Genomic DNA, 15,245 nt, shown 5'->3' on the forward strand with positions numbered 1-15,245 from the left:
AAACTCGCGGCAGTCCGCTAATATTCAGCTGCGTGGCAGCTGGTGACTGAAAAACATAGATCAATAGTATTTGCAGCTCCTACTTACCCCGTAGTGGCCATTCTTTCTCAGAAATCTTTTGAAACCCTTTATAATTCAGGAGTGGCTGGTTCTCTGGCGCCTTGCGGCCATCTGTTCATTTTGCACAGAAAGCCCGCTCCACACACCATGCCAAACAGACCTCCCCCCTACCCCCACCCCACAAACGGCATCTTCGTTGCCATGACCGTCAGGGTCAGGACATTGGCGTCCAGCGGCAGGCTGGCCATGTAGACGACGGCCTGGGCGATGTGGGCCGGGTCGATGGTGGTTCACTCATCATTTCGCCGTTGGCCTGCAGGACGCCGCCTTAGGGTGTGGACCCATAAAATTGTACTTTCAGGCATCAATCCGACAAAGCAGAGCAAGGAAAAGCCTGAAGAGCCATGCTGGTGCATGGGGCAAAGGCTTTGACGCGGCTCTTCGCAGCCGGATTGATGTCCTTCGGATCGTTCAGAAAGCGACTGTCTCCAGCGTTGCAAAATCTCGAAAACCAGAAAGGTTTCCTGCGATCTTGCGCCTTGGCGCCAATCATTTTCTGAACGACCTGAAAGCATAATTTTATGAGTCCACACCCTAAGCAGCTCCCCGTTTCCTCCACGCCACCCCAGTCTCGTGGCACGGCCCGAGCGCCCTTTATGCCCGCCGGGCCTGTCTTCGTGATCCATCTTTTTCTTGAAGGACTTGCGAGAGAACCTTCCGCGGCACGATGGTCCTGTAGGGCACGTGCGCAGCGCTAAGCAGGCTCTGGAATTACGCTCTCTATCCGGGATAAAAACGTGCGTGAATGCCTCGCCAGAGGTGGGAACCGGCTTTGGTCATGATAAGAAAGAGTTATAATCAGAGGCGTTCCAGGGCATAAAGATGACGAGGAGGCTTGAGCATTTCGAACTCGGATTGGCACACCAGGCTGACCACGCGCCATCTGCGTATGATCACCAGTCTTGCCGAATTGGGACTTGTGGCGCGTGTTGCCGAAGCCCTCAATGTCACGCAGCCCGCGATCTCCAAACAGATCGCGGAACTGGAGCGCATCGTAGGCGCTTCCATCGTGATACGGGACCGAAACCGACTCCATCTTACTCCGATAGGCCTCAAACTGGCCGAGCATGGCAGATTGGTTTTGAGCCAGATAGACCGCGCCGCATTTGACATCGACGCCATGGCGAGAGGTGTGTCCGGCTCAGTAACAGTAGGTGCCGTCGGCTCGGTAGCTCCGCTGCTTCTGCCTGAGGCAATCGCCTTGATGAAAGGCAGCGCTCCCAAGGCCAATATCGCGGTGATCGAAGGCCACTTCGTGTCGCTGCTCCCGGAGCTCACTGCCGGCAAGATCGACCTTCTGATCGCCCGGATCTGGCAACCGATGGAACTGCCGGGCATCCGGCAAACTGCCTTGTTCAAGGAGCCTATCGTCGTTGTTGCCGGACGAGGGCATCCGTTGGCGCGCAAAAGCGATATTTCATGGCAGTCTGTTCCCGATTGGCCATGGATACTACCCCAATCGAACTCGATCGCCCGCCAGGCAGTGGATGCGTTGTTTGCTCGTAACGGTTTGTTGCTGCCGCAAAACACCATCGCTTCAGCCTCCTTGACCCTGAACCTGGAACTGATGCGCAAATTGCCTGCACTCGGGTTGTTTCCCGAAAGTCTGGCGCAAATCCACGCAGCACGCGGCGATATCGTCGTGCTCTCGCTCGACACAGAAGGTTTCCTGTCGGAAGCGCGTTGTTTCTGGATGCCGGATCAGAAGATACCCGACGGCATATTCGAGCTGTTCATGCAGTGCCTGATTCAGAGTGCGAGCGGAAATAAAACCAACCTCAACACTTAAGACCATTCCATTTAGTTATGGTAAGCGGCAAAGAATTCAATTTTCCCGGATGTCTCCCCCAACTAGCATTATGGACTTGGAGCTTTGGGAGGAGTCCAATATGAAATCAGTCGCCATCGAGCGGGCTGCCTCACCGCATGCCTGACCTCACGCTCGCCGAACTGCCTGCAGTAAAACTGCTCGAGGCATTTGCTCGCCATGAGACCACACCAGTCGAGGTGGTCGACGCTTGCCTTGAACGCATCAAGCGGTTCAACCCAGTCATAAACGCCATTGCCGCTCTTGATGCCGAAGGCGCGAGAGCGCAGGCTGTCGAGGCAACACGCCGCTGGCAGTCCGGAACTCCGAAAGGGCCGCTCGACGGGTTACCTATCGGCGTGAAAGACCTGCAAGACACCAAAGGACTTCTGACGACGCATGGGAGTGCGCGCGCTCGCGCAAACGTTCCTGATCAGGATTTGCCGATGGTGGCGCGCCTGCGCGAAGCTGGCGCCATAATCCTTGCAAAAACCAACGTTCCGGAACTTGGCGCCGGTGGAAACAGCCGCAATCCTGTCTGGGGCGCCACCTGCAATCCGTTCGATCCGAACCTTATCGCAGGCGGATCGTCAGGCGGTTCGGCTGCCGCTTTGGCCCTTGATCTTCTGCCATTGTGTACCGGATCAGACACGGGCGGGTCGCTGCGGCTGCCTGCCGCTCTGTGCGGCATCGTCGGCTTCCGCCCCTCGGTTGACGTCATTGCGCACCCGACACGGCCACTCGGTTGGTCCGGCATCTCAGTGCTTGGCCCGATGGCGCGCACCATGGATGACCTTCTGCTCATGCTTGGGGTATGCCAGTCCTACAATCCGGACGATCCATTGTCCGCGCCAGCCGATCCTGATCGCTTTGCCCGGCTTGCTCAGGTCGAGCCTCGCGACCTTCGCGTTGGTGTCAGCGAGGATTTTGGCGGCGCACCGGTGGATCCGGTCATTCGGGAGACCTTTCGGGCACGCGTTGATGCCCTGAGACCTCACGTCAAGGAGTGCCGAGCCGTAGACCTCGACCTGGGCGACATGGACCGCACCTTTGACATCCTTCGCGCAGAGAGCTTCGTGGCTGCCTTTGGTGCGGCACTCCGGGAAACGCCGGATGAGTTCGGCCCGAATATCGCCGCCAACGTCGCGCTCGGCCTCTCCATGAGCCTGGCGGATCGTGCTTGGGCGCATCTTGAACAGACAAGAATTCTGCGGAAATTCAATGCGGTGATGTCCGATATCGACGTCATTGTGTTGCCGACCTCACCTGTTTCACCGTTTCCGTGGACGCAATCCCACGCAACTCGAATTGATGGCCAGTCCATGGACACCTACTATCGCTGGCTGGCGTTGACATATCGTGGATCGCTGACAGGCGGACCATCCATTACACTCCCCTCCGGGCTTGACTCCCACGGAATGCCGTTCGGGTTGCAGATACTTGGAGCGGTGCGCGAGGATGAAAAACTCCTGGCATCGGCCAGGGCCTTTGAGACGCTGTTCGGTCAATCTGTTGAAACAGCCCGGCCCCGGCTGGATTTGAAAAAGCTCAATCCACCCACCGTTGACCCGCGCTCGATCGTGACCCATCCCCCCATCATGGGCGACGTTACACGGCAGGACCCGTCGTCGATGCAAACGGCCGTGTGACAGGACATATATCATGTGGTTGATCCCAATTGTCTTTGTTGTCTTGCTCATCAGCGGTACGGCCTTTGCCTATATGATGGGTGCCGTATCGGTACTGACCTTTGTTGCCGTCGGGAAAACCCAGTTTCTGTCCATCCTGCCCCAGCGTATCTTCGCCCAGCTCGATGTCTTTGCCTTCATGGCGATGCCGCTGTTTATTCTGACCGCTGAAATCATGAGCCGCGCCGGCGTTACCCGCAGCCTCATTGATTTTGCCATGTCCATTGTCGGCCGTTTCCGTGGCGGGCTCGGGCACGTAAACATTCTGACCAGTGTTTTCTTTGCGGGCATTTCCGGATCGGCAATCGCCGACAGCGCCGCTCTGTCGCGGACCTTTGTGCCGGAGATGAAGGCGCGCGGTTATGACCCCCATTATGCGGGCGCGATCACCGCGGCCTCTTCCATGATCGGGCCGATCATTCCCCCGTCGATCATCATGATCATCTATGGCGGATTGACTGGTACTTCTGTCGCGGCCTTGTTCATCGCCGGTGTGGTACCCGGTATTTTGCTGGCTGCTGCCTTGATGTTGTTAAATGCCGTCATCGCAATCGTTAAAAAGCACCCGGGCGGAAAATCCGATGACCTGCCGCGCTTTTTGCCGAGCTTGCTGCATGCAGCCCCCGCTCTTTGTCTGCCTGTGGTGATCCTTGGATCTCTTGTTTTCGGGCTGGCCACGCCGACTGAAGGTTCCGCAATCGCCGTTCTTGTGGCGCTGCTGGCAGGACAGTTCTACGCGGGGCTCAAGTGGCGCATGATTTTTGATGCCGTCGAAGCAACGGCACGCATGACCGGCACCATCTTCATAATACTTGCCGCGATTTCCGTGTTGGGATATCTGGCGGGCCAGCTCGGATGGTCTCAGGCTCTCGCCGATTGGGTCGAATCCTTCGGCTTGACCGGCACACGCTATCTGTTCTTTCTGGCCGCCATCTTTCTGATTGCGGGCATGTTCATGGATACACCCGTTGCCCTGACACTTCTTGTCCCGCTGTTCGTGCCACAGGCACTCGAACAGGGAATCAGTCCTGTTCATCTCGGGATTGTGCTGTGTTTTAATCTTTGTATCGGACTGATCACGCCCCCCTTGGGGAAATGTCTGGTCGTGGTCTCAGCACTCACATCACTCAACTACTGGCGGTTGGCCTATGCCACGCTGCCATTCATCCTCGTTCAGGTGCTTTTGTTGCTGGCGCTGGTCTATTGGCCTGCGATCAGTCTCAGTCTGCCACGCCTGTTCGAGCTTTCAGTCAACTAGGCATTCAAAGGGAGGACGTCCAATGAAACTCAAGGCAATAGCAGTGGCAACACTGATGGCAATGTCGACATCCGCATTCGCGGAGGTCAAAATCGCACTGGACAGCAAACCGGATCTGGAAACCTCCGGATCGTACAACTGGGCTCATGCTTTCGGCAATGCGCTGACCGAGGCCGGCATGGAGGTGCGTGAGCTTCCACGCGGGTCGATCGGCAACGAGGCGGAAATTTTTGACCAGATCTCGACCGGTCTGCTGGAAATCTCCCTGGCCGATGTGCGATCCGTGGCGCAGGTGGACCCGTTCATCTACGGCGTGCGCCTCCCCTACATCTTCGACGACATCGCTCATATGGATCGTGCCCTTGCAGCGGGCAAGGTGTTCGAGCGGGTGAATGCCAATCTGGCGAAACAGGATGCGATCCTGTTGGCGCTTGCACCGCTCGGACCGTCATCGGGCGTGATCAGCACGACTGCGGTGGTGCGCTCGCCTGCCGATATGTCCGACATGCGGATGCGTGCGCTGGATGACGCCCAGATCGCCATGTACGAAGCCTGGGGCTCGAACGGAACCATCGTGCCCTGGGGCGAAGTGCCCGCCGGTTTGCAGACCGGCGTCATTGATGGCTATCTCAACTCCCCCTTCATTCCGGTCATGTTCGGACAGACCGATTTTGTGAAGAACTTCTCCGATGCCCGTGTGATATGGCCGCTCCGCGCCGTGATCGCCTCCAGGGCCTGGTATGATGGTTTGTCCGACGCTGACCGTTCGGCCGTGGATGCGGCGGTAAAGACCGCAGATGCCGCGGCACGGCAATGGCTCGACGTAGCTTCCGAGAAAGGGCTGACCGCACTTGAAGAAAAGGGCGTGACCGTCCAGCGCCTGTCTGCAGAAGAGCGAGCCGTCTTCCGTGAAGCCTCGAAGGCGGTCTATGATTCAGGCCTGATGCCCGCCGAAGATGTGAAAATCTGGGTTGACCTGTCCGGCAGCAACCGCTGATCACAGATAGGCGGGCCGCACCGGCGGGCCCGCCTGCCACGGAGCTGGAAAATCACATGCGCACATTTATCGTCAGCCTCAGCAACGGCCTGCATCAGGGTGCAAGGCGGGTCGCAATATTCTGTGTCTGTTTGATGTTCGCGACCGTGATCATCCAGATCGTCGCTCGATACATATTTTTCTCGCCTCCGGTCTGGACCGAGGATATCGCCCGTTATGCCATGGTCTGGACCGGCCTCCTGGGGGCAACCTTGTCATTCAAGACGCGTTCCGACGCCATTCTGCTCGACAGTGTCTTTCCCCCGCGCCCCCATTTTCTTGGCGTGATCGCCGAGGCCATCCAGACTGCGGCCATCCTGACCTTCATTCTGCCGGTCATATATTTCTGTTTCATCGGTCTGCGCGGTGGCTTCGCGAAAGGCTACCTCGCCCGGCAATCAGGACTCACCGCGGACACGCTCGGCATCCCGATGGTCTGGATATCGGTCGCTGTTCCGTTGGCGATGATCATTATCCTTCTGCATCTCGCTGCCCGCTGGGCCGCGACGCCACCTCCTGCCTCACCGAGGAATGATCACACCGGGCAGAAAGCACCAACTCCAAAGGACTGACGAGACGCCTTGGCAGGGATATTCAGGTAAAGCGGTCCAACCCTGTCTAATGCCTGCTATTCGCACCATCTAGGGTGTGGACCGGCCGTGCGGGAAACCCGACCGTCCACATGCAAGCTGCCCCGGCAGGAGCTGCAGCACTGCGATTGAAGTCGGGCCACAAAATGCCGCCGCTCTTGCGCAAAGCACTCTTCTCGCCAGCTCTCGAGACTGCGCCCTTCACCGGCTTGTTGATCCTGAGCCGTTGCGAAATAAAGGGGCTGCAGCAAAGGCAACCTTAAAGCGAAACACGGAAAAGCCAGCTTCGCGCCCTACGCAGCTCTCCAAACACCCCGCCACAAAGGACCAGCCTCCCCCCTACCCCCTCCCCACAAACGGCATCTTCGTTGCCATGACCGTCAGGGTCAGCACGTTGGCGTCCAGTGGCAGGCTGGCCATGTAGACGACGGCCTGGGCGATGTGGGCCGGGTCGATGGTGGGTTCGCTCATCATTTCGCCGTTGGCCTGCAGGACACCGCCGCTCATGCGGGCGGTCATGTCGCTGGCGGCGTTGCCGATGTCGATCTGGCCGCAGGCGATGTCGAACGGGCGGCCGTCGAGGGCGGCGGATTTGGTCAGGCCGGTGACGGCGTGTTTGGTGGAGGTGTAGGGGGCGGAGTTCGGCCGTGGCGCCGTTGCCGAAATCGAGCCGTTGTTGATGATCCTGCCGCCGCGCGGTTCCTGCGCCTTCATCAGGCGGAAGGCCTCCTGAGTGCACAGGAAGACGCCGGTCAGGTTGGCGGCGACGACCCGGTTCCATTCCTCGAAGCTGATGTCCTCCAGCGGCACGGAGGAATTGGAAATGCCGGCGTTGTTGACCACCAGGTCGATGCGGCCGAATTTTTCGCGGATATCGTCGAACAGCGCGCGTACGGAGGCGGGATCGCCGACATCTGCGGCGCTCCAGGTCACTTCGCTGCCGGTTTCCGCCGAGAGTTCGGCGGCGGTCTTTTCAAGCACCTCCTTGCGGCGGCCGGAAATCACCACGCGCCAGCCTTCCTTGCTCAGGTCCTTCGCCATGGCCCGGCCGATGCCGGTACCGCCGCCGGTCACAAGGGCGATCCTGCCTTTCACGTCGAAACCGTTGTGTGTCATGCGTGCGTGCCTCCCAGCTCGTCTTCAAGATGTATTCGAATGATGTCGTCAAAGCATGTTTCGGCCTGAAAGCCCAGTTCGCCTGCCCGCCGGGCGTCGAAATCGGTCGGCCAGCCGGCAACGATCCGCGCGATCCCCGCATCCGGCTCACGGCGGATGAGGCGCACGGCCTTTTCACCGGCGACGCGGCGCAGCGCCTCGATCTGTTCGCCGACTGTTGCCGAAAGACCCGGCATGGACAGGCTGCGGCGCGGGCCTATCAGCGCGGTGTCGATGCGGGCGGCGTGCACGAAGAAACCGATTGCGGCGCGCGGGCTGGCGAACCAGTGGCGCACGTCTTCCCCGACCGGCAGAACGGCCTCCTTGCCGGAGAGCGGTTCTCGCAGGATGTTGGAAAAGAACCCGGAAGCCGCCTTGTTCGGCGTGCCGGGCCGCACGCAGATGGTCGGCAGGCGCAGGCCGATGCCGTCGAAAATGCCCCTTCGGGAATAATCCGCCAGCAGAAGTTCGGTGATCGCCTTCTGGGTGCCGTAGCTCGTCAGCGGCGCCAACAGGAACTCGTCGCCGATCTTTTCCGGAAACGGCTGGCCGAAGACGGCAATCGACGAAGCGAATATGACACGCGGGCAATAGGGTGTGCGTGCGCTCTCAAGGCGGATAGCCTCGAAAAGCATCCTGCTGCCGTCCAGATTGACCGCATAGCCCTTGTCGAAATCGGCTTCCGCCTCTCCGGAGACGACGGCGGCGAGATGAAAGATCACGTCCGGGCGTGCTTCGATCAGCTTTTCCGGCTCGCCGGGCGTGGCAAGATCCAGGGTGAGCGCCGTGGCGATGGCCTGAAGGGGCGGCGGCACGGGCGGCGTGAACGCATCGGCAAGCGTCAGGCGGCTGACCTCGAAGCCGAAGACGGACGGGTCCGCCGCCAGTTTTTCCACCAGCTTGCGGCCCACCATTCCGGCGGCGCCAATCACGAGCACATGCATTTTCACCCCTCCCTTCATGACCGTCGATTTTCAGACCATGGATATTTGCGCGTCCGAACGGCCGCAGAAGAATTTTCCGGCATTGCGCTACGGTGCATTTTCGGAAATGTAAAACAGACGCTGCACAATCAGGTCATGGAAATTGAAATGCAACACCACGAGGGACTGTTCTCACCCTTGACACTGCCCTGCGGTGTCATCCTGAAAAACAGGATCGCGAAATCGGCGATGTCGGATTCCCTTGGAGACGGAACGGGCCATCCGACGGCGGAACAGGTCCGGCTGTATCGGCACTGGGCCGAAGGCGGGACGGCGCTTGCCATCGTCGGCGAGGTTCAGGGCACACCGAGTTACGCTGAAAAGCCCGGCAATCTTGTGCTTGACGAAGCGTCCGATCTGGAGCGTTTTCGTGAGCTCGCCCGCAAGGGCGGAGCCAACGGCATGCAGCTCTGGCTGCAGCTCGGCCATGCCGGAGCGCTCGCCTATGCGCCGACCAGCACTCCCAGGGGCCCGAGCGCGCTTGACCTGCCGGGGCTGCGCTGTGCGGAAATGACAGCGGAGGAGATCCAGCAGTTTCCCCTGTTGATCGCGCGGACAGCGCGGCTGGCGCAGCAGGCCGGTTTCGGCGGAGTGCAGATCCATGCGGCGCACGGATTTCTGCTCAGCCAGTTCCTGTCGCCGCTGTTCAACCGGCGAAGCGATGCGTACGGCGGGCCGATCGCCAACCGCATGCGGCTGCTGCTGGAAGCCATAGAGGCCACGCGCGCCGCCGTCGGGCCAGAGTTTCCGATCGGCGTGAAGCTCAATTCGTCGGATCAGCTGGAGGGCGGGCTGAGTGAAGATGAGGCGCTGGAGGTGGTGGCGGCGCTTGAGAACACTTCCGTCGATCTGATCGACATCAGCGGCGGGACTTATTTCCCCGGTGCGAAAGCCGCCTCCGACGGAGCGGGACGCGGGCCTTATTTCATCGGTTTCGCAAAGCGGGCCCGAACTGTCACATCCAAACCGCTGATGCTGACGGGCGGGTTCAAGACCCGCGCGCAGGCAGAGGACGCAGTGACAGAAGGCGCGACCGATGTCGTTGGTCTGGCGCGCGCACTCGCCCTTGTGCCCTCCCTCGCCGACCAGTGGAAAGCCGGCAAGATGCCAGAACCGGAGTTTCCCAGATTTTCCGAAGCCCCGGAGGGCGGCATAACCGCGTGGTACACGATGCGGCTGACCGGCATAGGCTCCGACGCGGAAATGCCTGACGCGTCGGGCCTTCACGAGGCGATCCGAGCCTATGAGGCGCGCGACAGGGCGCGAACGGGTACCTGGTTGCGCCACTTCGGCGGCGCTACCAGGCAAGACGCGTGAGAAAGATACCGGAACTGTCGCCATGCCGGACGCAAATCCTCAGCTTTGTCATCAACTCTGTTTTGCGAGATCGTCCCGGATCTTCGCTGCGCTGCGTCCGGGATGACCGCCGAGGGTGGTATTCAGCTTCTCAGTTCATTCAACAGAGTTGATGACAAAATCAGGTTGCAGACAGTCTGATCCTGTTGCTTTTTCCATTGCTTTGCCGGGAGCACAGTTCTTAAACTCGGCATACCCTCCAGGCGCCATCAGGAACCCTCAATGACTTCCAATTCCTACTACGCCCCGAGCGGCGGTCATCCGCCGCAAACCCAGCTTTTGACCGACCGCGCGGTCTTCACCGAGGCCTATGCAGTCATCCCCAAAGGCACGATGCGCGACATCGTCACCAGCTTCCTGCCATTCTGGGACAAGACCCGGCTGTGGGTACTGTCGCGGCCGCTGTCCGGTTTTGCCGAAACCTTCTCGCAGTACATCATGGAAGTTCAGCCCGGCGGCGGCAGCACGAAACCGGAAACGGACGCGCGGGCGCAAGGCGTGCTGTTCGTGGTGGAAGGCAACATGAGCGTCGTCATCGAGGGCAGTCTTCATCTTCTGGAAGAAGGCGGCTACGCCTATCTGCCCGCAGGCTGCAACTGGACCCTGAAGAACGAAAGCAGCGCACCGGTGCGGTTTCACTGGGTCCGCAAGGCCTATGAGGCGGTCGATGGAATTGAAAAGCCGGAGGCTTTCGTGCGCAACGAGAAAGACGTCGCGCCCAACCCGATGCCGGGCACGGACGGCAAATGGGCGACGACGCGCTTCGTCGAACCGGACGACCTGCGCCACGACATGCATGTCAACATCGTCACGCTGCAACCGGGCGCGGTCATTCCATTCGCCGAGACCCACGTGATGGAGCATGGCCTCTACGTGCTGGAGGGCAAGGCCGTCTACCGACTGAACCAGGACTGGGTGGAAGTGGAGGCCGGCGATTACATGTGGCTGCGCGCCTTCTGCCCGCAAGCCTGCTACGCGGGCGGTCCGGGCAGGTTCCGCTATCTGCTCTACAAGGACGTCAACCGCCACATGAAGCTCCTGTAAGCCCATGGCGCGCAGAATTGTGACCGAGCCACTGACACGCGACGCCTTCGCCCCATACGGCGAGGTGATCGACACCAGCGGTGAGCCGACCAAGATCATCAACCAGGGCAAATGCGGCCGCTACCACGATCTGGCGGCGCTCGACATGATCGGTGACGATGCCCGCACGGGCATCAGCCTGTTCCTGTCGGAAAAACGCACCCTGCCCTACCTTCTGGAACTGGTCGAGCGGCACCCGCTCGGCAGCCAGGCCTTCCTGCCGATGACACAGGCTCCTTTCCTGGTGATCGTCTGCCCGGACGACAATGGCAAGCCGGGTCTGCCGAGGGCCTTCATCACCGAACCGGGCCAGGGTATCAATTTTTATCGCAACACCTGGCACGGCGTGCTGACACCCTTGAGCGATCCGGGTCTCTTTTCGGTCGTCGACCGGATCGGCGACGGCGACAATCTGGAGGAATTCTGGTTCGAGGAACCTTATGAGGTTGTTCGGGGAAGTTGACAGATTGAGTCCGGAATTCCGGATAAAGGTCTGAATTATAATATTAACTCACCCGGATCGGGCCACATCTGCCCCGAAAAAACGGTCTGAAGGTGCCCGAGATACAGCGCCTTGCTTCCAGTCTCTTCCCTTGAAGGCACGACCATTGCAAATGGCTTGGAAGCCGCGCCAACCATCCGGGTCACCCCGTGCGAGCAAAGCGAGACCCGGGGCCTACTCATTTCCAGAGAGCGCGAGAATTGCAAAAGTTTCGCTGACCGGAACTCATCTGTTTCAGCAAGTTGCACCGCGAGTGGGCCCCGGGTCTTCGCCCGGGGTGACACGCATAAAATCACATATTCAACACGCGATCCTGACCGGTTTATCTGGTCAATGCGATGGCTCCCCCCTTGAGGGGGAGATGTCCGTGAAACGAACAGAGGGGGGGACGGCCTCTCGGCGCGCAAATCCTGTCAGAACTTGCGGAACCGCTTCCCCCCCCTCTGTCCCCTGCGGGGACATCTCCCCCTCAAGGGGGGAGACGGGAGTGTGCCGGGAGAGCGGCAAAATGCTGCCCATCCCTGTATTGCAGTCATTCAGCCGGTGCGGGCATTGCTGCTGGCGCGGGGCTGCCGGTGTCCGCCGATGCCTTGGTCTTCTTCGGCGGGCGGACCCGGAAGAACAGGGCGTAGAGCACCGGTGCCGCGATCAGGGTCAGGACGGTGGCGAAGGCCAGGCCGCCCATGATGGTGACCGCCATGCCACGGAAGAAGGCGTCGGACAGAAGCGGCGCCATGCCGAGGATGGTGGTGATCGCCGCCAGCATCACGGGCCGCATACGCGACACACAGGCATCGACGATCGCCTCGTATTTCTCCCTGCCCTCACGGATCAGCAGATCGATCTCTTCCAGAAGCACGATGGCGTTCTTGATCAGCATGCCGGAAAGCGACAGGAAACCGAGCAGTGACATGAAGCCGAAGGCCGTGTCCGTACCCAGAAGCGCAAGAGCGACGCCGTTGATGCACATCGGCACCATCAGCCAGATGATCAGCGGCTGGCGGACGGAACCGAACAGCATGATCGAGATGATCAGCATCACCAGGAAGCCGAGCGGGAGCTGGGCGCCGAGCGAGGCCTGCGCGTCATTGGTGCTTTCGTATTCCCCACCCCACTCCAGGGCGTAGCCGGGCGGCAGCTCCATCGCCTCGATTTGCGGGCGAACCCTGGCGAGCGCGGCGGACGCGGTCTCTCCTGCCGTGGTCTCGGCCCTCACCGAGAGGGTGCGGACCCTGTCACGCCGGTGAATGAGGGTATCCTGGGGCTCCATGACGAATTTGCTGACGATCTCGTCGATGGGAATGTAACGGCGCTGGCTGCTGCTCCACACCAGGGCGTCGGACACGCTCTCGTTCACCGAGATGCCGTCGGTTCCCGCCTTGCGGGCGACGATCGGAATGCTTTCGTCGATGTCCCGATAGGCCCCGACCTGAACGCCCTCCGTGGCAAATTTCAGCGCCATGGAGAGTTCTTCCCGGGTCACGCCTGAAATGCGGGCACGGTCTTCGTCGAAAATCGGCCGCACCACGAGTTCGCGCTGCCGCCAGTCGGTATTGACATCGGCCAGCGCATTGTCGGGTTGGGAGAAGATCGCCTGGGCTTCGTCGCCGAGACGCTTGAGAACATTCGCGTTTGGACCGGAGAACCGGGCTTCTATCTTGGCCCCGGTACCGGGGCCGAAAACAAGGCGCTTGGTGATGATCTGGGCCGCCGGAAAGCGCTCGGCGAATTGCTGCCGGAGTTCCAGCGCCAGCATGTCGATATCGTCGCGGCTCGTGGTGCGGATGATCATGTGACCATAGGCGGGATTGGCATCCTCCGGTGCATAGGTCAGCATGAAACGCGTCGCCCCGCCGCCTGCAAAGGCGGTGACGGTCTCGACGCGCTCGTCGGCCAGGACGATTTTCTCCATCTCCTTGAGATCGGACTCGGTGACACGGATATCCGTGCCCTGCGGCGCCCAGTAGTTGACATAGAAGATCGGCGTGTTGCTGTCGGGAAAGAAGGCCTGCTTCACATTGCCGAAGGCCATCACACAGGCAACGGTGATGCCGACAAGCACCAGAACCGTCAGGAGGCGTGCATGCAACGTCCCGATGAGCAGCTTGCGGTAAATCGTGTAGAGAATGCCCTTGTAAGGGTCGTGATCGTCCAGGTTGCCGGTGGCGGTCCTGAAGAAATACTTGCCGAACAGCGGCGTCACCGTGATGGCGAAGACCCAGGACAGCAGCAGCGAGATCCCGATCACGGCAAACAGCGAGAACAGGAACTCCCCGGTCGAGTCAGGAGACAGCCCGATGCCGGAAAAGGCCATGATGCCGATGACCGTTGCGCCCAGCAGCGGCCACATGGTCTGCGCCACCACCTTGCTCGCAGCATCGATGGCCTTCTGGCCCCGCTGCATGTTGATCATCATGCCTTCGGCGACGACGATGGCGTTGTCCACCAGCATGCCCATGGCGATGATCAACGCTCCGAGGGAAATGCGCTCCATCTCGATTGCAAAGATCCGCATGAACAGGACCGTCGCCAGAACCGTGAGCAGCAGAACCGTGCCCACCACCACGGCGGCGCGCCAGCCCATGAACAGGGCAAGGACGGCAATCACGATCACCACGGAGGCCGCCAGATTCAGGATGAAGCCGTTCACGCTTTCATCGACGACCACGTTCTGTTCGTAGATCGGGTGGATCTGCATGCCGACGGGAAGCTGCTCCTCGATCTCGGCCAGTTTCTCGATCACATGTCCGCCGACATCGACGATATTCGTGCCGTCCACCTGAGAGACGCCTATAGTCACCGCCTCGTGGCCGTTGTGCCGGATGAGCCGGCTGGGGCGCTCGGGCTCCCCAAGTTCCAGCGTCGCCACGTCCGACAGGCGGATCATGGCCGTCGAGCCGGGCCGGCCGATCACAAGGTCCTGGATGCCGCGAAAATCGTCGAAGGCGGAAGCGGTCACCAGCCGGATGCGCTTTTGCCCCGACATCGCCGAGCCGTTGGTCTGGATACGGTTTTCCGCATCCAGAACACCGATGATGTCGCTGTTGGAAATGCCGAGGCCGGCCATCTTTTCATGATCGATATTCAGATAGATGACGTCTTCCGGTTCGCCGGAAATATCGACCTTGCCGACACCATGTACCGTCAGCAGTTCCCTGCGGATCCGCTTGACCGTTTCACGGATCTCCCGATTGGTGTAGCCGTCCGCCGTGAAGGCGTAGAAGAGACCGTAGACATCGCCGAAATCGTCATAGACCAGCGGCGTGCCGACCCCGTCGGGAAGGTTGCGAACCTCGTCGGTGACCTTGCGGCGCAATTCATCCCACACCTGGGGCAGTTCGTTGCCGTCATAGGTCGGCTTTATCTCGACGCTGATCCGCGACAGGCCGGGTTCCGACACCGAGGTGATCAGGTCCAGCTGCGGCATTTGCTGGATCGCGGTCTCCAGGTTTTCGGTGACTTCGTTTTCCACCTCCGCCGCGGTCGCGCCGGGATAGCTGGTGATGACCTGCGCCTGCTTGATGGTGAAGGACGGGTCTTCAAGCCGGCCCACCGTGGACAGCCCCCAGAGCCCGCCGAGCAGCGCCATGAGGACGATCATCCAGGTGTTGACCGGTTTCTGGATTGAGTAACGTGCGATATCCAAAGTTCTGATCCTTTTGCTGAC

At 60.3% G+C, this 15,245-nt stretch carries 11 protein-coding genes and 1 pseudogene; 8 read left to right on the top strand and 4 right to left on the bottom strand.

The window, feature by feature from the left end:
* Nucleotides 1-227 precede the first annotated feature (227 nt).
* A pseudogene (locus tag Q1B40_RS11995) lies at nt 228-385 on the bottom strand (3-oxoacyl-ACP reductase); the annotation flags it as partial.
* Between the two features lie 570 nt (nt 386-955).
* Here Q1B40_RS11995 and Q1B40_RS12000 point away from each other — a divergent pair.
* The 5 genes from Q1B40_RS12000 to Q1B40_RS12020 all read left to right on the top strand — a co-directional run bounded on the left by Q1B40_RS12000 (nt 956) and on the right by Q1B40_RS12020 (nt 6,481).
* Nucleotides 956-1,909 carry a LysR substrate-binding domain-containing protein gene (locus Q1B40_RS12000; protein ID WP_299814367.1) on the top strand — a complete coding sequence of 318 codons (954 nt, stop codon included), beginning with the start codon at nt 956-958 and terminating at the stop codon, nt 1,907-1,909.
* A 137-nt stretch (nt 1,910-2,046) separates the two neighbouring features.
* Nucleotides 2,047-3,576 (top strand): amidase, encoded by a 1,530-nt coding sequence (locus tag Q1B40_RS12005; RefSeq protein WP_299814370.1) that lies wholly within the window; start codon nt 2,047-2,049, stop codon nt 3,574-3,576.
* A 13-nt stretch (nt 3,577-3,589) separates the two neighbouring features.
* Nucleotides 3,590-4,873 carry a TRAP transporter large permease gene (locus Q1B40_RS12010; RefSeq protein WP_299814373.1) on the top strand — a complete coding sequence of 428 codons (1,284 nt, stop codon included), beginning with the start codon at nt 3,590-3,592 and terminating at the stop codon, nt 4,871-4,873.
* 22 nt (nt 4,874-4,895) lie between these two features.
* Entirely contained in the window at nt 4,896-5,870 is a 975-nt protein-coding gene (locus Q1B40_RS12015; protein WP_299814376.1) for a TRAP transporter substrate-binding protein, read from the top strand.
* Nucleotides 5,871-5,926: 56 nt separating this feature from the next.
* Complete coding sequence (locus Q1B40_RS12020; RefSeq protein ID WP_299814379.1) at nt 5,927-6,481, top strand: TRAP transporter small permease; 555 nt, start codon at nt 5,927-5,929, stop codon at nt 6,479-6,481.
* Nucleotides 6,482-6,838: 357 nt separating this feature from the next.
* Here Q1B40_RS12020 and Q1B40_RS12025 read toward each other — a convergent pair whose 3' ends face one another.
* Both Q1B40_RS12025 and denD read right to left on the bottom strand, forming a co-directional pair.
* Nucleotides 6,839-7,615, bottom strand: coding sequence for an SDR family oxidoreductase (locus tag Q1B40_RS12025; protein ID WP_299814382.1), 777 nt, complete (start codon nt 7,613-7,615; stop codon nt 6,839-6,841).
* Nucleotides 7,612-8,598: a D-erythronate dehydrogenase gene (denD, locus tag Q1B40_RS12030; protein WP_299814385.1), complete on the bottom strand. Its 987-nt coding sequence runs from the start codon at nt 8,596-8,598 to the stop codon at nt 7,612-7,614. Before denD ends, Q1B40_RS12025 begins: the two co-directional genes overlap by 4 nt.
* Before the next feature lie 147 nt (nt 8,599-8,745).
* Between denD and Q1B40_RS12035 the strand changes: the two genes are divergently transcribed.
* The 3 genes from Q1B40_RS12035 to Q1B40_RS12045 all read left to right on the top strand — a co-directional run bounded on the left by Q1B40_RS12035 (nt 8,746) and on the right by Q1B40_RS12045 (nt 11,539).
* Nucleotides 8,746-9,954 carry an NADH:flavin oxidoreductase/NADH oxidase family protein gene (locus Q1B40_RS12035; RefSeq protein ID WP_299814388.1) on the top strand — a complete coding sequence of 403 codons (1,209 nt, stop codon included), beginning with the start codon at nt 8,746-8,748 and terminating at the stop codon, nt 9,952-9,954.
* A 261-nt stretch (nt 9,955-10,215) separates the two neighbouring features.
* Nucleotides 10,216-11,037 (top strand): bifunctional allantoicase/(S)-ureidoglycine aminohydrolase, encoded by an 822-nt coding sequence (locus Q1B40_RS12040; protein WP_299814391.1) that lies wholly within the window; start codon nt 10,216-10,218, stop codon nt 11,035-11,037.
* 4 nt (nt 11,038-11,041) lie between these two features.
* Nucleotides 11,042-11,539 (top strand): ureidoglycolate lyase, encoded by a 498-nt coding sequence (locus tag Q1B40_RS12045; RefSeq protein WP_299814394.1) that lies wholly within the window; start codon nt 11,042-11,044, stop codon nt 11,537-11,539.
* A 571-nt stretch (nt 11,540-12,110) separates the two neighbouring features.
* Here the strand turns inward: Q1B40_RS12045 and Q1B40_RS12050 are convergent.
* Nucleotides 12,111-15,224 carry an efflux RND transporter permease subunit gene (locus Q1B40_RS12050; protein WP_299814398.1) on the bottom strand — a complete coding sequence of 1,038 codons (3,114 nt, stop codon included), beginning with the start codon at nt 15,222-15,224 and terminating at the stop codon, nt 12,111-12,113.
* Between the last annotated feature and the right edge of the window lie 21 nt (nt 15,225-15,245).

Source organism: uncultured Roseibium sp. (assembly GCF_947496995.1).
GTDB lineage: Bacteria > Pseudomonadota > Alphaproteobacteria > Rhizobiales > Stappiaceae > Roseibium.